At 71.2% G+C, this 20,164-nt stretch carries 18 protein-coding genes and 3 pseudogenes; 12 read left to right on the forward strand and 9 right to left on the reverse strand.

The window, feature by feature from the left end:
- The first annotated feature begins 289 nt into the window (after positions 1-289).
- From AB0I94_RS07295 to AB0I94_RS07320, 6 genes and pseudogenes are all read left to right on the forward strand, one after another.
- Positions 290-1,609: pseudogene (locus tag AB0I94_RS07295) on the forward strand (ABC transporter substrate-binding protein).
- Between the two features lie 5 nt (positions 1,610-1,614).
- On the forward strand, positions 1,615-2,568 hold the full coding sequence (locus tag AB0I94_RS07300) for an ABC transporter permease (RefSeq protein WP_363308715.1): 954 nt from the start codon (positions 1,615-1,617) through the stop codon (positions 2,566-2,568).
- A gap of 29 nt (positions 2,569-2,597) precedes the next feature.
- Entirely contained in the window at positions 2,598-3,449 is an 852-nt protein-coding gene (locus tag AB0I94_RS07305; RefSeq protein WP_363308716.1) for an ABC transporter permease, read from the forward strand.
- Positions 3,446-4,471 (forward strand): ABC transporter ATP-binding protein, encoded by a 1,026-nt coding sequence (locus tag AB0I94_RS07310; protein ID WP_363308456.1) that lies wholly within the window; start codon positions 3,446-3,448, stop codon positions 4,469-4,471. Before AB0I94_RS07305 ends, AB0I94_RS07310 begins: the two co-directional genes overlap by 4 nt.
- Positions 4,471-5,561, forward strand: a pseudogene (locus AB0I94_RS07315) (oligopeptide/dipeptide ABC transporter ATP-binding protein). The gene AB0I94_RS07310 and the pseudogene AB0I94_RS07315 overlap by 1 nt, the downstream one beginning before the upstream one ends.
- A gap of 11 nt (positions 5,562-5,572) precedes the next feature.
- On the forward strand, positions 5,573-7,429 hold the full coding sequence (locus tag AB0I94_RS07320; RefSeq protein WP_363308457.1) for a gamma-glutamyltransferase: 1,857 nt from the start codon (positions 5,573-5,575) through the stop codon (positions 7,427-7,429).
- 79 nt (positions 7,430-7,508) lie between these two features.
- Here the strand turns inward: AB0I94_RS07320 and AB0I94_RS07325 are convergent, their stop codons facing one another.
- From AB0I94_RS07325 to AB0I94_RS07340, 4 genes are all read right to left on the reverse strand, one after another.
- Complete coding sequence (locus tag AB0I94_RS07325) at positions 7,509-7,691, reverse strand: DUF1272 domain-containing protein (protein ID WP_363308458.1); 183 nt, start codon at positions 7,689-7,691, stop codon at positions 7,509-7,511.
- A gap of 130 nt (positions 7,692-7,821) precedes the next feature.
- Positions 7,822-9,072 (reverse strand): cation:proton antiporter, encoded by a 1,251-nt coding sequence (locus AB0I94_RS07330; protein ID WP_363308459.1) that lies wholly within the window; start codon positions 9,070-9,072, stop codon positions 7,822-7,824.
- 4 nt (positions 9,073-9,076) lie between these two features.
- Positions 9,077-9,562 (reverse strand): TrkA C-terminal domain-containing protein, encoded by a 486-nt coding sequence (locus AB0I94_RS07335; protein WP_363308460.1) that lies wholly within the window; start codon positions 9,560-9,562, stop codon positions 9,077-9,079.
- A gap of 108 nt (positions 9,563-9,670) precedes the next feature.
- The gene (locus AB0I94_RS07340; RefSeq protein WP_363308461.1) at positions 9,671-11,212 is read right to left on the reverse strand and encodes an ATP-dependent DNA ligase; all 1,542 of its coding nucleotides are present in this window, start codon (positions 11,210-11,212) and stop codon (positions 9,671-9,673) included.
- 262 nt (positions 11,213-11,474) lie between these two features.
- On the opposite strand from AB0I94_RS07340, the pseudogene AB0I94_RS07345 reads away from it, so the two are divergent.
- Positions 11,475-11,696: pseudogene (locus AB0I94_RS07345) on the forward strand (SsgA family sporulation/cell division regulator); the annotation flags it as partial.
- A 113-nt stretch (positions 11,697-11,809) separates the two neighbouring features.
- Here AB0I94_RS07345 and AB0I94_RS07350 read toward each other — a convergent pair.
- The 4 genes from AB0I94_RS07350 to AB0I94_RS07365 form a co-directional block, all read right to left on the reverse strand.
- Complete coding sequence (locus tag AB0I94_RS07350; protein ID WP_363308462.1) at positions 11,810-12,997, reverse strand: serine hydrolase; 1,188 nt, start codon at positions 12,995-12,997, stop codon at positions 11,810-11,812.
- Between the two features lie 199 nt (positions 12,998-13,196).
- The gene (locus AB0I94_RS07355; protein WP_363308463.1) at positions 13,197-13,688 is read right to left on the reverse strand and encodes a glutathione peroxidase; all 492 of its coding nucleotides are present in this window, start codon (positions 13,686-13,688) and stop codon (positions 13,197-13,199) included.
- 58 nt (positions 13,689-13,746) lie between these two features.
- Positions 13,747-14,310 carry a hypothetical protein gene (locus tag AB0I94_RS07360; protein WP_363308464.1) on the reverse strand — a complete coding sequence of 188 codons (564 nt, stop codon included), beginning with the start codon at positions 14,308-14,310 and terminating at the stop codon, positions 13,747-13,749.
- Positions 14,311-14,322: 12 nt separating this feature from the next.
- Positions 14,323-15,111: an ABC transporter permease gene (locus tag AB0I94_RS07365; protein ID WP_363308465.1), complete on the reverse strand. Its 789-nt coding sequence runs from the start codon at positions 15,109-15,111 to the stop codon at positions 14,323-14,325.
- Between the two features lie 172 nt (positions 15,112-15,283).
- Between AB0I94_RS07365 and AB0I94_RS07370 the strand changes: the two genes are divergently transcribed.
- The 3 genes from AB0I94_RS07370 to AB0I94_RS07380 all read left to right on the forward strand — a co-directional run bounded on the left by AB0I94_RS07370 (position 15,284) and on the right by AB0I94_RS07380 (position 17,882).
- Positions 15,284-16,369, forward strand: coding sequence for an S-(hydroxymethyl)mycothiol dehydrogenase (locus tag AB0I94_RS07370; protein ID WP_363308466.1), 1,086 nt, complete (start codon positions 15,284-15,286; stop codon positions 16,367-16,369).
- Positions 16,369-16,998 (forward strand): MBL fold metallo-hydrolase, encoded by a 630-nt coding sequence (locus AB0I94_RS07375; protein WP_363308467.1) that lies wholly within the window; start codon positions 16,369-16,371, stop codon positions 16,996-16,998. Before AB0I94_RS07370 ends, AB0I94_RS07375 begins: the two co-directional genes overlap by 1 nt.
- Before the next feature lie 164 nt (positions 16,999-17,162).
- Positions 17,163-17,882: a DUF2470 domain-containing protein gene (locus AB0I94_RS07380; protein WP_363308468.1), complete on the forward strand. Its 720-nt coding sequence runs from the start codon at positions 17,163-17,165 to the stop codon at positions 17,880-17,882.
- Here the strand turns inward: AB0I94_RS07380 and AB0I94_RS07385 are convergent.
- A complete protein-coding gene (locus AB0I94_RS07385) occupies positions 17,853-18,143 on the reverse strand; it encodes a YkvA family protein (protein ID WP_363308469.1) in 291 nt (96 codons plus the stop codon). The two genes, AB0I94_RS07380 and AB0I94_RS07385, sit on opposite strands and share 30 nt — an antisense overlap.
- A 209-nt stretch (positions 18,144-18,352) precedes the next feature.
- Here AB0I94_RS07385 and AB0I94_RS07390 point away from each other — a divergent pair, with 209 nt between their 5' ends.
- Positions 18,353-19,561, forward strand: coding sequence for an amidohydrolase family protein (locus tag AB0I94_RS07390; protein ID WP_363308470.1), 1,209 nt, complete (start codon positions 18,353-18,355; stop codon positions 19,559-19,561).
- Complete coding sequence (locus AB0I94_RS07395) at positions 19,545-20,156, forward strand: isochorismatase family protein (protein WP_363308471.1); 612 nt, start codon at positions 19,545-19,547, stop codon at positions 20,154-20,156. The genes AB0I94_RS07390 and AB0I94_RS07395 overlap by 17 nt, the downstream gene beginning before the upstream one ends.
- The last annotated feature ends 8 nt before the right edge of the window (positions 20,157-20,164 follow it).

Here is a 20,164-nt window from a genome sequence, read left to right on the forward strand (position 1 = left end):
CTCACCGAGAAGCTGTTGAGTTGAGGCGCGAGACCATGAAAACCTCCCGGAACGGGGTGGAACGGTCAGTTGTCCGGAGACTAGCGCGGCCCACTGACAACGGCCCGGGGAGGCGACTGCGAGGGGCCTCGCGGCACGTCGTCCCTTGATGGACGGAAAGCCCCTTGCGTGTAGCGTGCAGCCATTTGTCGCGCTCGGTTATTCAATCTTCATCCCGGTCCGGCATCCGGACGGACCTCTTGTGTGCGGACTGTATGCGAAATACGTTCTGCCGTAGCTGGCCAGGGCCCTGCCCAAGACGTCGAAGGACGGCCGCACCGTCACCTTCGCCCTGCGCGAGGGCCTGCGGTTCAGCGACGGCACCAGACTGGACGCGGACGCCGCCGTCACATCGCTGCTGCGCCACCGCGACCTCGCGGGCTCCGCGCGCGCCACCGAACTCGCCCCGCTCAAGGGGGCGCAGGCGACCGGACCGTACACCGTGAAGCTCACGCTCAAGTAGGCCTACGTCCCCCTCACGGCCGTCCTCGCCGACCGCTCCGGCATGGTCATGTCGCCGGCCGCGCTCAAGAAGTACGGCAAGAACTTCACCAACCACCCCTCCTGCGTCGGCCCGTTCAAGTACGTGGAGCGCGTCGGTGGCGACCGCATCGTGCTCGCCAAGGACCCGAACTACTACGCCGCCGAGGTCCACCTCGACAAGGTGATCTACAAGCCGATACCCGACGGCAACGTACGCCTGGCCAACCTGCGCTCCGGAGACATCCAGATCGGTGACCAGATGACACCGGTCGACGTACGCAGCGCGCTCACCGAGCCCGACCTCCAGCTCTTCAACTCACCCTCGCTCGGTTACCAGGGCATCGGCTTCAACGTCGGAAACGTCAAGGGCCTCGGGGAGAAGCCGGGACGCGTCGACACGCCCCTCGCGCGCGAACCGCGCGTCCGCGAAGCCTTCGAGCTCGCCATCGACCGTGACCTCATCAACAAGGTGGTCTTCCAGGGCATGTACGAGCCCGCCTGCGGCCCGGTCTCGCCCGAGTCCGCCATCGCGCCCGGCGTCAAGGCGTCCCGATGCCCCAAGCGGGACGTCGCGAAGGCCGAGCGGCTGCTCAAGGAGGCCGGGGTGAAGACCCCGGTGCGCATCGAGCTGAAGGTGTCCACGACGCCCGAGCACAGTCGTCTCGGGCAGGTGGTGCAGGCCATGACCAAGGAGGCGGGGTTCGCGGTCACGCTGCGGCCCACCGAGTACGCCACGATGCTCGAGGAGACCGACTCCGGGCACTACGACGCCTTCACCAGCGGCTGGTCGGGGCGGCTCGACCCGGACGGCAACATCGCCAGCTTCCTCCAGACGCGCGGCGCGATGAACGCCTACGGGCTCTCGGACCCGGGCATCGACCGGCTCGTCGAGCGTGGCCGAGCCGAAGCCGACCCGGACGAACGCACCGAGGTCTACGAGGAGTTGACCCGGCGCGCCCAGGAGCGGCGCGGGCTCGTCCACCTCTACCGCCAAAAGAACTACATCGTCGCGGGCAAGGACGTCGCGGGCGTCCGCGTCTACGGGGACGGCCTGGTCCGCGTCACGACTTCGGGGTACGCCCGATGAGCCCCATGACGCCCTACCTGCTCACCCGCGTCCGCCAGTTCCTCATCACGCTCGTCCTCGTCAGCATGGTCGTCTTCGCCGGCATCCGGGCGCTGCCCGGCGACCCGGCGCTAGCGCTCGCCGGTGAGGAGCGCAGTCCCGAGGCGCTCGCCGCCATCCGGGAGAGCTACGGCCTGAACGACAACATCGTCGTCCAGTACGGGCGCTTCATCGGCCATGCCGTCACCGGTGACCTCGGGACCTCCTCACGCACCGGGCCCCCCGTCTCCGACGCGATCACCGCCGCCCTGCCCATCACCCTCGAACTGGCCGCCCTGTCCCTGCTGTTGGCCGTCACGGTCGGCATCGGCGCGGGCATCGTCGCCGCCGTGCGACGCGGCAAGCCCGAGGAGTGGCTCGCCAACGCCCTCGCCCTGCTCGGCCTCTCCATCCCCACCTTCTGGCTCGGCATGGTCCTGGTCCTCGGGTTCGCCATCGCCGTGCCGGTCTTCTCGGCCTCCGGATACGTGCCCTTCGGGACCGACCCGCTGGACAACCTGCGCCGCATGGTGCTGCCCGCGATCGTCCTCGGCTCGGGGCTCGCGGCCGTGGTGATGCGCCAGACGCGGGCGGCGATGCTCGACTCGCTCTCCGCCGACTACGTCCGGACCGCGCGTGCCAAGGGCCTCTCACGGCGCGAGGTCATCGGAGGGCACGCGCTGCGCAACTCGCTGGTCACGGTCGTGACCGTGCTGGGCCTCCAGCTCGGCCATCTCATCTCGGGCGCGGTCGTCACCGAGCAGATCTTCGTCCTGCCCGGCTTCGGCAAGCTCACCATCGACGCCGTCTTCACCCGCGACTACGCGACCCTGCAAGGCGTGGTGCTGTGCACCTCCGCCGCGTACATCCTCATCAACCTGCTGGTCGACGTGGCGTATTCGGTCATCGACCCGCGCATCCGGCTCGGAGGTGCCCGGTGACGACAGCGGTGCTCACAAGACTGGGGCGGATACGTTCCGCGGGCGCGGGCAGCGGCAAGCTGCGCGCCCTGCGCAAGAACCGGCTCGCCATGACCGGCGGCGTCATCGCCGCCGTGTTCGTCCTCGCGGCGCTCTTCGCGCCGCTGGTCGCGCCGTACGGCCCCGCACGGCCCGACTTCGCGGGCGTCCTCGCCGCGCCCAGCTGGTCGCACTGGCTCGGCACCGACGACCTCGGCCGCGACCAGCTGTCCCGCGTCGTGTACGGGGCGCGTGCTTCTATGCAGGTGGGCGTGGTCGCGGTGGTCCTCGCGTTCGTCGTGGGCGTGCCGCTCGGCCTGCTCGCGGGCTACTACGGCAAGTTCACCGACAGCGTGGTCTCGCGGCTCACCGACACGATGCTGGCCTTCCCCTTCCTGGTGCTCGCCGTCGGGCTCGCCGCGGTGCTCGGCCCCTCCCTCACCAACGCGACCATCGCCATCGGGATCTCGCAGATCCCGGCCGTCATCCGCATCACCCGCGCGGAGACACTGCGCCTGCGGCACGTCGACTACGTGGCCGCCGCCGTCGCCAACGGAGGCGGCGACGCCACTGTCCTCCTCCGGCACATCCTGCCCAACGCCACCCCCGCGCTGACCGTCCAGGCGACCGTCGGCATCCCCGCCGCGATCATCGGGGAGGCGCTGCTCAGCTTCCTCGGCCTGGGAGTGCAGCCGCCGGAGGCATCACTCGGCGTGATGCTCTCCGGCGCCCAGTCCTTCCTGGCGCCCGCGCCGTGGATGGCGGTCTTCCCCGGACTCGCCGTCGTCGCGGCCACCCTGGCGTTCAACCTGCTCGGCGACGGCCTGCGGGACGTCCTCGACCCCCGAGGAGCCACCCGATGACCGAGCCCGTACTGAGCGTCCGTGACCTGTCGGTCTCCTTCCGCTCCGACGCGCGTACCGTGCACGCCGTCGACCATCTCTCGTACGACGTCGCACCGGGCGAGGTGCTCGCGGTGGTCGGCGAGTCGGGATGCGGCAAGTCCGTCACCGCGATGGCCGTGATGGGCCTCCTGCCGCCCACCGCGCACATCGAAGGGTCGATCAGACTCGGCGGCGCCGAGATCGCCGGAGCGAGCGAGAAGGAACTCGGGCGGGTCCGCGGCAAGGACATCGCGATGATCTTCCAGGAGCCGATGACCTCGCTGAACCCCGTCCTGACCATCGGCCGGCAGATCGGCGAGGTGCTCCGGCGCCACCAGGGCCTGTCGAAGAAGGAGGCACGCGCGCGTGCCGTCGACCTCCTCGACCTGGTGGGTATCCCGGCCCCCGCCCAGCGCGTCGACGAGTACCCCCACCAGCTCAGCGGCGGCATGCGGCAACGCGTCATGATCGCCATCGCGGTCGCCTGCGATCCGTCCGTCCTGATCGCCGACGAGCCGACCACCGCCCTCGACGTCACCGTCCAGGCGGGCATCCTCGAAGTCCTGCAGTCCCTGCGGGAACGGCTCGGCACCGCGATCGTGCTGATCACCCACGACCTGGGCGTGGTGGCCGACACCGCCGACCGTGTCCTGGTCATGTACGCGGGCCGCCCCGTCGAACAGGCCCCGGTGCACGAGCTGTTCGCCGAGCCGCGCCACCCGTACACCCGCGGCCTCCTGGGCGCGGTCCTGCGCCCGGGCGGCGAGGGCAAGCGCCGCCTGCCCGAGATCCCCGGCCTGGTCCCGAGCCTCGACGCGCAGCGGGACGCCTGCACCTTCGCCCCGCGCTGCGCGCACGCCGACGACCGGTGCACGACGGGCAGACCCGGCTTCAAGGCGGTCTCCCGGAACGCCGGTGCCGATGCCGCGCACCGGGCGGCCTGCTGGCACCCGCAGGACGCCGCCGTGCTCACGCCCACCACCCAGGAGGCCGGACAGTGATCCCCACGACGCAGACGCGCGAGAGCCAAGCGACTCCGGTACTCGAACTGCACGGCCTGGAGCGGCACTTCGCGGGACATGGCGGCGTCGTGCGCGCCGCCGACGGTGTCACGCTCACCGTCGGCAAGGGCGAGGTCGTGGGTCTCGTAGGGGAATCGGAGAGCGGCAAGTCGACCGTGGGGCGCTGTGCCGTACGGCTCGACGACCCCACCGGCGGAACCGTCCGCATCAACGGCACGGACGTGACCCGTCTTTCGCGCCGTGCCCTGCGGCCCCTCCGGAAAGACTTCCACCTCGTCTTCCAGGACCCCTCCTCCTCGCTCGACCCGCGCATGACCGTCGGGCAGATCATCGCCGAACCCCTGCACCTGCACGGCATGGCCAAGGGCGACGCGGCACGCGCGCGCGCGTGGCCGAACTCCTCGCCCAGGTCGGCCTGCGCCCCGAGCACGCGGACCGGCATCCGCACGAACTCTCCGGCGGACAGCGCCAGCGCATCTCCATCGCCCGCGCGCTCTCCGTCGACCCGGACCTCCTGGTGGCCGACGAACCCACCTCCGCCCTCGACGTCTCCGTCCAGGCCTCGGTCCTCAACCTCCTTGCCGACCTGCAGCGGGACCGCGGCTTCGGCTGCCTGTTCATCACGCACGACCTGGCCGCCGTGGAGTTCCTCGCCGATCGCATCGCGGTCATGTATCTCGGCCAGATCGTCGAACAGGCACCGACCGCCCAGCTGTTCGCCGACCCCAAGCACCCGTACACACAGGCACTGCTGTCCGCCGCGCCCGTCCCCGACCCGGCGCTCCAGCGCACCCGCCAGCGCATCGTCCTCAGCGGTGAACTGCCGAGCCCGCTCGCCCCGCCGCCGGGGTGCCGCTTCCACACGCGCTGCCCGCTGGCCGTCGACCGCTGCCGCGTCGAGGTGCCCGAGCTGCGCGAACTTCCCGGAGGCGGAGGCGGCGACGCCGACGGCCGTCGCCAGGTCTCCTGCCACCTGGTCGAGGACGACGGCACGGCTCCCGACGCGGCCGCCGCCCCGACCCTCCGTACGATCCCCAGTAGCCGCACCAGTACCCGCACCGCACGCTAGGAGCAGCACTCTTGTTCACCACTAGGCCGACCCTCCAAGGCACCTTCGGCATGGTGTCCTCCACCCACTGGCTCGCCTCGCAGTCAGCGATGGCCGTCCTGGAGGACGGCGGCAACGCCTACGACGCGGCGGTGGCCGCCGGTTTCGTCCTGCACGTCGTCGAGCCGCACCTCAACGGCCCGGCGGGCGAGGTGCCGATCATCCTGGCCCCCGCCGGAGGCGAGGTGCGGGTGCTGTGCGGGCAGGGTGTCGCGCCCGCCGGAGCGACCGTGGACCACTACCGCTCGCTCGGCCTCGAACTGGTACCGGGCACAGGGCCGCTCGCGGCCGCCGTGCCCGGCGCCTTCGACGCGTGGATGGTGCTCCTGCGCGACCACGGGACGAAGTCCCTCGCCGACGTCCTCACGTACGCCATCGGGTACGCGGAGGACGGCCACGCACCTGTGGAGCGCGTCGGCGAGACCGTCGAGACGGTGCGTGAACTCTTCGAGACCGAATGGCCCTCCTCGGCCGAGATCTACCTGCCCGGCGGCCAGGCCCCGCGCCCCGGTGAACTCCTGCGCAATCCCGCGCTCGCCGCGACCTGGCGCCGTGTGATCGAGGAGGCCGGGAGCGGCACGCGCGTCGAACAGATCGAGGCCGCGCGGAAGCTCTGGAGCGAAGGGTTCATCGCCGAGGCGCTGATACGCCAGGTGGGTCGCCCCACGCTGGACACCAGCGGATCCCGGCACACCGGCACGCTGACGGCAGCGGACCTCGCCGGCTGGGAGGCGACCTACGAGGCCCCGGCGACGTACGACTGGAACGGCTGGACGCTGTGCAAGGCGGGCGGCTGGAGCCAGGGCCCGGTCTTCCTGCAGCAGCTTGCCGTGCTCCCCTCGGCACTCGCGGACCTGCCCGCGTACGGCTCGGCCGACTACGTCCACCTGCTGATCGAGGGCTGCAAGCTGGCCATGGCGGACCGCGAGGCCTGGTACGGGGACGCGGACGGCGCCGACACGGTCCCCGTCGCCGACCTGCTGTCCGCGGCCTACAACGAGGAGCGGCGCACGCTCATCGGCGAGAAGGCATCGCACGACCTGCGCCCCGGAAGCCCCGGCGGGCGCACCGCGAAGATCTCCGCCCACGCGAGTGCCGTGGCCGCGGGCGAGCCCGGCTTCGACGCGCTCGGCCTGCCCGGAGCGGGCGCGGGCGAACCGACCGTCGCGAAGAGCGGCACCTCGCCCGTGCCCGGCGAACCGCCCGTATCGGCGGACGGCGCGACCCGCGGCGACACCTGCCACCTGGACATCGTCGACCGCTGGGGCAACATGGTCGCGGCCACGCCGAGCGGCGGCTGGCTGCAGTCCAACCCGGTCGTCCCCGAACTGGGCTTCCCGCTCGGCACCCGGCTCCAGATGGCCTGGCTGGAGGAGGGCCTGCCCAACTCCCTCACGCCGGGACGCCGTCCGCGCACCACGCTGACACCGTCCCTCGCGCTCAAGGACGGCGTACCGGTGATGGCGTTCGGTACGCCCGGCGGAGACCAGCAGGACCAGTGGCAGGTGCACTTCTTCCTGGCGGTGGCGCTGCGCGACTGGGTCCGCGGCGGCCTCGACCTCCAAGGCGCCATCGATGCCCCCAACTGGCACAACGACAGCTTTCCCGGCTCGTTCTACCCGCGCGGCATGCGCCCGGGGAGCGTCACGGTGGAGTCCCGCATGGACGAGGCGGTCATCGAGGAGCTGCGGCGGCGCGGGCACGACGTGACGGTCGGCGAGCCGTGGTCGGAGGGGCGGCTGTGCGCGGTGGCGCGCGACCCGCGGACCGGGGTGCTCTCGGCGGCGGCCAACCCGCGAGGCATGCAGGGGTACGCCGTGGGGCGGTGAGACGCCCGACGCGAAAAGGCTCCGGCCGAACTCGGCCGGAGCCTTTCCCGAGGCGCGTGCCCTCAGGCCTGCGGTGCCCTCAGGCCGGTGCGCGAGTGGGGCGGCGCACCAGCTCGCCGCCACAGTTCGGGCAGACATGCTGCATGCCGACGGCGCACGGCTCGCAGAACGTGCACTCGTAGGAGCAGATACGCGCCGGCGCGTCGAGAGGCAGGGCCGCCTTCTCGCAGCGCTCGCAACGGTCCCGCATCTCCAACGCCATCGTTCCTCCTCGACTGGACTCTTCGGAGCTTCATCTTCGACGGCGGTTCTGGCTCTGGAAGCAGGGTGGACGGCCAATGCCCGACATGATCGGGCCATGACCGCGCCTCGGCGTCCACCCTGCGCCGGAATCAGGAACGGCCGCCCGTTCCCTGCCCGTCGAGCGAGTCCTCCGTGACCGGGACCGGCTCCCGCTGAGGTGGCAGAGACACCGTCGCCGTGGCGCTGCGGCTCCGGGAGAACCGTGCGGCGACCGGCTGCGCGAAGCGTGCGGTCAGCGGGCCGACGATCACCAGGATCAGGACGTACGCCGTGGCCAGCGGGCCGAGGGACGGCTCGATGCCGGCGGTGACGGCGAGACCCGCGATGACGATGGAGAACTCGCCCCGTGCCACGAGGGCGCCGCCGGCCCGCCACCGTCCCTTGACGGAGATCTTGGCGCGGCGAGCGGCCCAGTACCCCGTGGCGATCTTCGTGCACGCCGTCACGACGGCGAGCCCGAGCGCGGGAAGCAGCACCGGCGGGATGCTGGCCGGGTCGGTGTGCAGGCCGAAGAAGACGAAGAAGACGGCGGCGAAAAGGTCCCGCAACGGTGCGAGGAGACTGTGCGCGCCCTCGGCGACCTCGCCGGACAGCGCGATGCCGACCAGGAACGCCCCCACGGCGGCGGACACCTGGAGCTGCTGCGCGATCCCGGCGACCAGGAGCGTCAGACCGAGGACGACCAAGAGCAGCTTCTCCGGGTCGTCGCTCGACACGAAGCGGGAGATGACGCGGCCGTAGCGGACGGCGAGGAACAGCACCAGACCGGCCGCACCGAGCGCGATGCCCAGGGTGAGACTGCCCGCGGCCCAGCCGACACCGGCCAACAGGGCGGTGATGATGGGCAGATACACCGCCATCGCCAGGTCTTCGAGGACCAGGATGCTGAGGATGACGGGTGTCTCGCGGTTGCCGAGACGCCCCAGGTCGCCGAGGACCTTGGCGATGACGCCGGACGACGAGATCCAGGTGACGCCCGCGAGGACGACGGCGGCGACCGGACCCCACCCCATGAGCAGTGCGGCGATGGCGCCCGGCACGGCGTTGAGCCCCATGTCGACGAGTCCGGCCGGGTACTGGGTCTTGAGATTGCTGACCAGATCGCTCGCGGTGTATTCGAGCCCCAGCATGAGCAGCAGCAGAATGACGCCGATCTCGGCGCCGATCGCGACGAACTCCTCGCTGGCCCCCAGCGGAAGGAGCCCGCCCTCGCCGAACGCGAGCCCGGCCAGCAGATAGAGGGGGATCGGGGAGAAGCGGAACCGTCCGGCGAATCTGCCGAGCAGTCCGAGCGCGAGGATGATCGCGCCGAATTCGATCAGGAAGACAGCGGAGTGCATCGAATCACTCCCGCCCGAGTATCGCGGCGGCGCTCTCCACACCCTCGCGGGTGCCGATCACGATCAGCGTGTCCCCGCCCGCCAGGCGGAAGTCGGGCGCGGGCGACGGGATGGCCTCGGCCCTGCGCAGCACCGCCACGATGGAGGCGCCGGTCTCGGTGCGCATCTGGGTCTCACCGAGGACCCGCCCGTTCCAGTGCGAGGAGCCGGCCACCTCGATGCGCTCGGCGACGAGACCGAGGTCGGTGGTGTGCAGGAGGTTCGGGCTGTGGTGCGAGGGCATCAGCGCGTCGATCAGCGCGTCCGCCTCGCCCGAGCTCAGCCGCAGTGAGAGCGCGCACTCGTCAGGGTCATCGGCACGGTAGGCGCTGAGGGTGCGCGCGCCGTCCCGGTGCGCGACGACCGAGATGTGGCGGTGTTCTCGGGTGGTCAGGTCGTACCGGATACCGATGCCTGGGAGTGGCGTCTGGCTGAGACGTGAAGCGGACACAGCTCTTCCCCTAGTTGCTGATTGGCTGATGGGCGTCAATACGGCGTTAAGGTCACCCTATAGGCCCGTTCTTTGCCAGAACTTGGTGGTAGAGGTCCCGTGCCGGGGTCAGACTTCGCGCTCCGCCAGCACCGTCTCGACGGAATCGGCTTCCGCCGCCGCCTTGTCCTCGCGGTAGCGGACGACCCGGGCGAAGCGCAGCGTGACACCGGCCGGATAGCGGGTCGACTTCTGCAGTCCGTCGTAGGCGATCTCGACGACGAGCTCCGGACGTACGGTCACGACGAAGCCGTCGTCGCTGACCGCCAACTCGCGCAGCCGCTCGGTCTGCCAGGCGAGCATCACGTCGGTCATGCCCTTGAAGGTCTTGCCGAGCATGGCGAACGTGCCGTCCGGGCGCCGGGCGCCCAGGTGCAGATTGGACAGCTTGCCGGTCCGCCGCCCGTGCCCCCACTCGGCGGCGAGGACCACGAGGTCCAGGGTGTGCACCGGCTTGACCTTCAGCCAGCTCGCACCGCGCCGCCCGGCGATGTACGGGGCGTCGAGCGCCTTGAGCACGACGCCCTCATGGCCGCGCCGCAGGGTGTCGGCGAAGAACTCCTCGGCGGCGCCGACCTCCGCCTCGTCGGCGGGGTCGGCGACGACGGTGCGGCGCACCCGCATCGGCTCCGGGACGAGCCGCGCCAGATGGGTGTGCCGCTCGGCGAACGGCAGGTCGAGCAGATCCTGACCTGACGCGTACAGGGCGTCGAAGAAGACGGGAGACACGGGGAGCCCGGCGGCGGCGGTGGTCACGTCGACGCGGGACCCGACACGACCGGCGATCTCCTGGAAGGGCCGGGGTCTGCCGTCCTCGTCGAGCGCGATGACCTCACCGTCGAGAATGAAGGCATCGCCCGCCAGCTCAAGGGCGGCTGAGGTGAGTTCGGGCAGCCGGTCGGTGATGTCATCGAGCGTGCGGGTGTAGACGCGTACGTCGTCCCCGTCGCGGTGCACCTGGACACGGATGCCGTCCAGCTTCTCCTCGACGGCGCACGGCCCGCCCAGCTTGCCGACGCCTTCGGTGACGGAGACGGCGCCGTGCGCGAGCATCGGCAGCACGGGCTGTCCCACGCTGAGCCGGAACTCGTCCACCGCGTCCGGCCCCTTCGCGAGGAGGGCCTCGGCGACGGGCGTCACCGCCCCTGCCAGCATCACCGCGCGGCGCACGGCGGCGGGCGGTGCCTCGGTGGCACGGGCGAGTCCCTCCACGGCGATGGCGTCCAGCGCGCCCTGGCGCACCTCGCCGGTCAGCAGACCGACGAGGAACCGCTGCTCCTCCGCGGTGGCCGCACCCATCAACTCCGCCACCAGCCGCCTGCGTTCGGCCTGGGACCCCTGCCCGGAGACGGCGCCGATGGCGGTCAGCGCATTGTCCGTGTCCTGAACGGTGAGGCCGGCCTCGACGGCCGGCGCAGGCGCCTCCTTCAGAAGGCTCCACCCGATGCCCAGCCTCCCCTGGGGGAGGCGCCCGGCGAGATAGGGGATGACGATGGGGGCGTCGGCGGGGGTGGCCGAGCGAAAGAGGTCGGCGAGAAGAGCGATCTTCTGGGACCGGGCGGGGGTGGTGGCCACGGTGGCGGATACGTGGGCGAGGCGGGCTAGGAGCATGCGTTGTCCTTTCCCCGGTCGCCGCCCTCCCTGAAACGCAGGGGCTTCGCCCGTCCGGCGTTTGGGGGCGAACTCGACGGAGGCGGTGGGTCGGGTGGGTGTGCAGCTCAGGTAGTAACTAAACCGACACACGGGGTGAGAGTGGTGCAGATCACACAGATCGGCCCGTGAGTCGCGTAATGAACCACCTCGTCCCGGCCTCGAACAAGCACGGAAGAAAGCAGAGCGAGCAGCGGCAGCTGCGCGGAACAGGAGTCCGATCATGGCCGTCACCTTTGAGCAGCCCGCCCGCGCCCGCCTGCTCACCCGCGAAGGCCAGGAGCGCGCGCTGCGCGTGATCTTGCGCTACACGGCGGCCGATCCGTCGGCCGTCCAGATCGTCTTCCCGCCGGAGGCCTCCCTCGACGGTGCGGAGGTCACCTGGATCTTCGCCCGTCAGCTCCTGGAGGAGGGTCTTCGCGACCCCGCGGGCGGCGGTGGCGTACGCGTCTGGCCGTCCGGGCGGGCGCGTACGGTTCTCGAGTTCCATGCGCCGCGGGGCCGGCCCTGGCGCAGTTCGACAGAGCTGCGCTGCGGCGGTTCCTGCTCCGCGCTCGGCTACCGGCGCCCCGAGAAGTGGGAGGCGCGGGTCGTTCGACGCCGCCGGACCACCACCGCCGCACCCACCACCAGAGCGGCCGAACCCGCGGCGACGAAGAGGAACGTGGTCCAGTCATGGCCGTCCGAGCCGCTCGCGTGCGAGGCGAGCTCGGCAGCGGGCGCGGGACCCTGCGCCGTGCCCCGGGACTCGCTCTCGGGGACCAGTGAACCCACCGGCCGCACGTGCCCGGCGGCCTTGAACCCCCAGTCGAGAAGCGCCCTGGCCTCCTCGTACACGCGGTGCGCGCCGCTCGCCTGGGGGTTCATCACCGACACGACGAGGGTGCGGTCGCCGCGCTGGGCCGCGCTGATGAGCGTGTTGCCCGCGTGGCTGGTGTAGCCGTTCTTGATGCCGAGCAGGCCGGGGTAGGGGGCCACGCCGTCGGCTCCGGTGAGAAGCCGGTTGGTGTTCTGGATGGGGTAGGACCAGCTGCCGTGCGGAAACTTGGCGATCGACGTCGAGCAGTATCGGGCGAACTGCGGGTCCGCGAGCCCCGCCCGCCCGAAGACCGCCAGGTCGTACGCAGAGGACACCTGCCCCGCGGCGTCGTACCCGTCGGGAGAGACCACATGGGTGTCGTGGGCGCCCAAGGCGCGGGCCTTGGCGCGCATCTGACGGACGGTCTGCTGCCAGCCGCCGTTGAGCCTGGCCAGCACGTGCACGGCGTCGTTGCCGGAACTGAGGAACACCCCGCGCCACAGATCCGCGACGGTGTAACTGCGTCCCGCCTCCACTCCCACCAAGCTGCTGCCGTCCCCGACCTCGGAGAGCTCGCTCGAAGTGACCCGGTGCCGGGTGAAGGCGTCCAGATGGGGCAGGGCCGTCAGGGCGAAGAGTGACTTCAGGGTGGACGCGGGCGGCAGCCGGCGGTGCGCGTTGTGGGCGGCGAACACTTCGCCCGAACGGGCGTCGGCCACCAGCCAGGAGAGAGCGGAGACGTCGCGCGGCAGGGCCGGGGCGCCGACATCGGGCCGCACCTGGACGCCGGGCCGGTCGAGGAGGTTCGAGGAGTACGCGGGGCCGGGCTTGGGCGGCGTGGGCTCGCCGGTGACCGCGGCGGCGGGTGTGGGCAGGAGGACCAGAGCGGCTACCGCGAGGGCCGCGGAGCGGACGGATGAGGAGCGCGGAAGGTACCTGATGACCATTCAGTCACCGTACGAGCGCCGCCCGAAGCCCGCAGGTCAGCTTGGTCCTACTGGATGTACGGGGTGGCCGGGGGCGGGGGACCGGACGCCTCCGCCGGAGCCACCCTCGAGGCGGTGTCCTCGTGCGTACCGAGGAGACCAAAGGCGCGGCACACCGGCGACCGCCGGTGTGCCGCGCCCTGTCGGTGCGCGCGTGGCGTTACTTCGGCAGGTGCGCCTCGATCGCGGTGACGACCGCGGGGGCGTCCGGCTCGGTCTGCGGGGCGAACCGGGCCACCACCTCGCCGCCCGGAGAAACGAGGAACTTCTCGAAGTTCCAGCGGACGTCGCCGGTGTGCCCTTCGGCGTCCGCGGTGTCCACGAGCTTCTTGTACAGCGGGTGCCGGTCGTCGCCGTTCACGTCGACCTTCTCGGTCATCGGGAACGTCACGCCGTACGTCGCCGAACAGAACTCGGCGATCTCCTCGGACGTGCCGGGCTCCTGGCCCATGAACTGGTTGCAGGGCACGCCGAGCACCGTGAAGCCACGGCCCGCGTACTTCTCCTGCAGGCTCTCCAGGCCCGCGTACTGCGGGGTGAGCCCGCACTTGGAGGCGACATTGACGATCAGGACGGCCTTGCCCAGGTGCTGCTCCAGGTTCGCCGGGCCGCCCTGCAGGCTTTCGATCTTTACAGCGTCATAGACAGACATGGTCCGGAGCCTACGCTCTAGCCGACGCGCGCCCGTGAGGAGACCGGCACAGGGCCTGCTAAGGGCGTGGCTCCGTTCGCTCCGACAGTTCGGCGCGCCACTGGCGCGGCCATTCTCCCGAGGGCGGGGGAGCTCCTCCGATGCCGAGGTCGCCGCGCGCGCTCTCGTAGAACTGATCGCGTGCGGCGCTGGCTATCTGATGTGCTCGGGCCCAGTCGGTCGACGCGCTGACCCCCTCCCGTACGAGAAGCTCTATGGTCCACACGGCTTCATGCCACTTCCGGGCCGCCGCGATCGTGGCCGCGTCCCCGACAAGCAGCATCGATTCCCACTCGGCCGCACGATGGGACTCGGCCTCGGCCAGTTCGGTGAACCCGTGGCTCCGCTCCAGCGGATCGGTCACGTCCGTGTACCCCATGGCCGCACCGATGCGCTGAGCGATCCGGAGCTGCACCTTGAGGGCGTTTCCGTAGCGGATGTACGTCTCGAACCGCTTCTCGTCCCATCGTTCCAGCTTCTGGATCTTCCACTTGCGCCGCTCGGTCAGGCTCTGTGCCGCGTAGGAACCCACGGAGCCCACCACGACACCGATCAGCGCGGGCAGTTGGTCAGCAAGCGACATGTTCCCCCCTCGTCACTCCGAGATTATCTCCGTCCGGTTCAGGTGACCCCGGGCGACCAGCTCGACGGTCGTGGCCACCGCGATCGCCTGGACCGCCATGAGGGCGATCAGCACGAAGAGCTGCACCGCGCCCGCGAGGACGGGTGACGCGCCGCCCAGGAGCATGCCGACGAAGGCTCCGGGCAGGGTGACAAGACCGACCGTGCGGGTCTGATCGAGGCCGGGCAGCAGGGCGTCGGACGCGGCGGGACGGATCACCTCCAGGCGGGCGTCACGGTCCAGCAGGCCAAGTGCCAGGCCCGCCTCGAACTCGCCCTTGCGGGAGTGGAGTTCATCCAGGGCCCGGCGCCCGCCGAGCACCGTCGCGGTCAGCGCGCCGCCGATCAGGATGCCCGTCACGGGGATCATCGCGATGCCGCGCACCGGCAGCAGGCCGGCCAGGACAAGACCCGTCACCACCGGGACGACCGGGCCCGCGATCGGCAGCGCCGCCCACCACCAGGTGCCATTGGCGGTGATGCGACGCCCCGCCGTACGCGCGGCGACGGCGAACATCAGGAGCAGGAAGGCGAAGAGCGCCACGACGTGGTGGATCACCCAGCCGATGACCAACGAGACCACGCCCAACTGCACGGCCGCCCGCACCCCGGCCACGAGGATCTCCCGCGCCCTGCCGTACATGCCGTCGGGGGAGAGGCGGAACACGGCGGCCACCGTGGCGGCGGCGAGCAGCAAGGCGAGGAGCACCACGCCGAGCGTCGCGTTGACCGGAAGCAGGGCCTGAGCAGCGAGATCACGCACCTACCCACCCTAGGGCCCGTCGCGCCGCGCGGATCGGGGGGAAGAGGACGGAAACGGTGATCGGAACTCGTGCCTCCTGGGTCGTCGCGAGCGGGCCCGGTCTGTGAGGATGCGGGAAGAACATGTGATGCCGGACGAGCAAGTAACGCCGGAAGAAAGAAGGGCTGACCTCATGGCGCAGCAGGTACAGGGCGTGATCGCGCGCGCGAAGGGCGAGCCGGTGCGGATCGAGACGATCGTCGTGCCGGATCCGGGGCCCGGAGAAGCCGTGGTGAAGGTGCAGGCCTGCGGGGTCTGTCACACCGACCTGCACTACCGCGAGGGCGGCATCAACGACGACTTCCCCTTCCTCCTCGGCCATGAGGCGGCGGGCGTCGTGGAGTCGGTCGGCGAGGGCGTCACGGAGGTCGCGCCCGGCGACTTCGTGATCCTCAACTGGCGTGCGGTGTGCGGCCAGTGCCGCGCGTGCCTGCGGGGCCGCCCCCAGTACTGCTTCGCCACGCACAACGCCAAGCAGAAGATGACCCTCGTGGACGGCACGGAGCTCTCGCCCGCGCTCGGCATCGGTGCCTTCGCGGAGAAGACCCTCGTCGCCGCCGGACAGTGCACCAAGGTCGACCCGGCCGCATCGCCCGCCGCGGCCGGACTCCTCGGCTGTGGGGTCATGGCCGGTATCGGCGCCGCCATCAACACCGGCAACGTGGGCCGCGGCGACTCGGTCGCCGTCATCGGCTGTGGCGGTGTCGGCAACGCGGCGGTCGTGGGCGCGCGGCTCGCCGGAGCCGCGAAGATCATCGCCGTCGACATCGACGACGAGAAGCTGCGGACCGCGACGAGCCTCGGCGCCACGCACACCGTCAACTCCCGTTCGGGCGACCCGGTCGAGGCGATCCGTGAGCTGACCGACGGCAACGGCGCCGACGTCGTCATCGAGGCGGTCGGCCGCCCGGAGACGTATGAACAGGCCTTCTACGCACGCGACTTGGCGGGCACGGTCGTCCTGGTCGGCGTGCCGACACCGGAGATGCGCATCGACCTGCCGCTCCTCGACGTCTTCGGGCGCGGCGGCGCGCTCAAGTCGAGCTGGTACGGCGACTGCCTGCCCTCCCGCGACTTCCCGATGCTCATCGACCTCTACCAGCAGGGGCGGCTCGACCTGGACGCGTTCGTCACCGAGACGATCGCGCTCGCAGACGTGGAGAAAGCGTTCGAGCGCATGCACCACGGCGACGTCCTGCGTTCGGTGGTGGTCCTCTGATGGCGGCGCGCATCGACCACCTCGTCACCTCGGGCACGTTCTCCCTCGACGGAGGCACCTGGGACGTCGACAACAACGTATGGATCGTGGGGGACGACAGCGAGGTCGTCGTCATCGACGCGGCGCACGACGCGGACGCCATCGCGGCGGCGGTCGGTGAGCGCCGCGTCGTCGCCATCGTGTGCACGCACGCCCACGACGACCACATCGACGCGGCCCCGGCGCTCGCCGCCCGCACCGGTGCGCCGATCCTGCTGCACCCCGCCGACGCGGAGCTGTGGAAGCAGACCCACCCCGACCGCGCCCCCGACGGCGAGCTGTCCGACGGGCAGGAACTCAGCGTGGCGGGCGTGGAGTTGAAGGTGCTGCACACCCCGGGGCACTGCCTCGGCGCCGTCAGCCTCCACGCGCCGGCCCTTGCCACGGTCTTCACCGGTGACACGCTCTTCGCGGGCGGTCCCGGAGCGACGGGCCGGTCGTTCAGCGACTTCCCCACGATCGTCGACTCCATCAGGGACCGCCTCCTCACGCTGCCGCCGGAGACGGTGGTGCGTACCGGGCACGGCGACAGCACGACCGTCGGCGCGGAGGCGCCGCACCTGGAGGAGTGGATCGCCCGCGGTCACTGACCGCGACAGCTGGCGTGAGCGACATCAACTGACGTACGCGACCGGGCTCAGCCCGGCGCGCCCGACCGGCCCCGCGTGGTTCACCGCGCGGGGCCGGTCGCGTACTGGCCCCGTTCCACGATCTCCGATAAGTTAGGCAAGGCTTACCTAATGGAGGTTGAAGGATGGCTGTCCGTCACGCTGGCACGACCGTGCCCACCGCAGCGGCACGCGCTCGCTCACTGCTCGCCACCGCCTGGTCCTGCGCGGTGACCACGGAGATCGGCAGGGATGAACTCGTCGGCGCCCACAGCGTCACGCCGGAGGGCGTCCTCCTGCTCTCCCCGCCCCCGGACAGTGCGCTGGCCACCGCGATGATCTGCGCGCCGCGCGGCGAACCGTCCACCCTGGTCGAGTTCGCCGACGTGGCCCCCGTACCGGTCAGGGACCGGATCCGGGCCCGGTTGTGGCTCTCGGGGTCGCTCGTACCCGACGGCGAGGGATTCATCTTCGCGCCGACCTGCGCCGTGCTGCACGACTCGACCGGCGGCCGCGTCGGCATCGACCTCGACGAACTGGCCCTGGCCGCCCCCGATCCGCTGGCCGAGGCCGAGGCACGGCTGCTCACCCACCTCGCCGACGCCCACGAGGACGCCGTCGAGCAGCTGACCAGGCTCGTGTGCGCGGACAGCTTGCACGGCGTGGTGCGCGTACGCCCGCTGGCCATCGACCGCTACGCCCTCACACTGAGGCTGGAGAAGGCCAGCAGCCAGGCCGACGTCCGGCTCGCCTTCGACGAGCCCGTCGAGGACCTCTCCCAGGTGACCGAACGCATGCACATCCTGCTCACCAAGGCCCGGCGCCTGCGGCGTCCCCTACTGCGCCCCACGCCCCCCGACGCCTGAGTTCGCCGACCGCATGGACCGCAGCGCGAGCACGAGCACGCCGATGTCATCGAGAAACACCGGGTCCGGCAGCAGATCGGCCGGCAGGACGAGATAGGCGACAGCGCCCCAGAACACCCACTGGCGCTCGACCGGCAGCCCCGCCGCGCGCAGCATGCGGCGCGTGCGGACCAGACGTACGAGCAGCGCGATCGCGACCGCGAGCGTCGCGGCGACCAGGATCGCGCCGCCGACAAGGAGGACCGTGACTTCCGTGCTCATCAGACCCTGACCTCCGTCCTGCGACTCCTGCGACCTTCTGCGGCGTCCTGCGCGGGCACTCGGCCCAGGCTATGGGTACCCGCGGGACACCGCGCGAACATTTCGTCCCGTTTTCGCGTGACGGACTTCTGCCCTCCCATGACGGACTATGGGGACTGGCTTCACAGCATCACCGCCAGCTCCTCGAACTCCTTCCCGGAAAGGCAGAGATGAGCCAGATGGGCCAGACGCTGCTCACGGCAGGGCGGGTACTGACCGGGCCACGTGGCCAGTACGTCACGGACGGCGCCGTACTGACCGAGGGCGCGGACATCGTCGCCGTGGGCGCCCGGGCCGAGGTCGAGCCCCTGGCACACCGTGTGTCGCGGCGGTACGCACTGCCCGACGCCACGGTGCTGCCCGGCCTCATCGACGCCCATGTCCACCTGGTCCTCGACGGGAGCAAGGACCCCGTGGCGGTCCTGGACGCGCACAGCGCCACCACCCTCATGGCGGCGATGGAGGAGCGAGCACTTCAGTTCCTGCGCAGCGGCGTCACCACGGTGCGCGATCTGGGTGACCGTGGCCGCCTCACCCTGCGTCTGCGCGAGGAGATCGCCGCGTCCCGGGTGCCGGGCCCGCGCATCGTCGCCGCCACGACGCCGCTGACCACGAAAGGCGGCCACTGCTGGTTCCTGGGCGGTGAGGTCGAGGGCGAGAGCGAGATCCGTGCGCTGGTCCGGCGCAACGCCGAGCTCGGCGCGGACGTCATCAAGGTCATGGCCACCGGCGGCGGTCTCACCCGAGGCGGTCCCGCCCCCTGGCAGGCGCAGTTCGACGCCCCCGAGCTCCGCGTGATCGTCCGCGAGGCACACCGGGCAGGGCTGCCGGTCGCCGCCCATGGGCACGGCACCGCGGGGATCGTGGCCGCGCTGATGGCGGGCGTCGACACCATCGAGCACTGCACCTGGATGACGCGCAAGGGTCTCGACCTGCGCGAGGACGTCCTGGACGCCATCGTCGCCAAGGGCACCCGGATCTGCCCCACCGTCAGCCCCAACTGGCGGATGCTGCCCATGTTCTTCGGCGCCGAGCGGGCCGAGGCGATGTTCGACCAGGTCCGCACGATGGCGGAGCGCGGCGCGCGGCTCATCGCGGGGACGGACGCCGGGGTGCAACGCGCGGGCTGTGACGGCCTGGCCCAGAGCCTCGGCTTCTACCAGCACTTGGGCATCGAGCCGCACCGCGTCATCGACATGGCGACCACGGAGGCAGCCGACGCCCTCGGCATCGCCGACCACGTCGGACGCCTGGCCGCGGGCCACCGCGCCGACCTGATCGCGGTGCGCGGCGATCCGCTCAAGGACGTGGAGGCGCTGGGCGACGTACGGCTGGTCATGGCGGACGGCAAGATGGTGGACCATGACCGAGCCACTTGAACATCCCACGCAGCCGTCCCCCACACGACCACGGTCCACGAAGGCCGTCCAGGCGCTGATCGTCGTCGACATGCAGTCCGCCTTCGTCACCGGCGACGGCGCCGTGCCCGAAGCGGCCCGCGTCCTGGACCGCACGACGGACCTGATCACGCGGGCACGCGCGGCAGGCGCCCTCGTCGTCCAGCTCCAGAACGACGGAGAGCCGGGAAGCGTCGACGAACCCGGCACCCCCGGCTGGGAGACACACTTCCCGGCGGACACCGACCGGGGCGAGAAGATCCTGCGCAAGAGCGTCGACGACGGCTTCGAGGAGACCGGGCTCGCCGACCTGCTCGCCGAAGCGGGCGTGCGCGACCTGGCCTTCTGCGGGGTGCAGTCCGAGATGTGCGTACTTGCGACCGCACGCACCGCCCTTGAGCTGGACTTCCGTGTCGTCCTGCCGCACGACGCGCACGCGACGTACGACATACCGGCCGCCGAAGGCATCAGCGACCTGGTCCCGGCGCCGATGGTGTCCCGGGTCGCCGAGTGGGCCCTCGGCGACGAGGTCGAGATCGTCGCGAGGGCCCAGGACGTCGGCTTCACCAAGCCCTAGGCCAGGCG

It is taken from the genome of Streptomyces sp. NPDC050147 (assembly GCF_040660195.1).
Classification (GTDB): Bacteria; Actinomycetota; Actinomycetes; order Streptomycetales; family Streptomycetaceae; genus Streptomyces.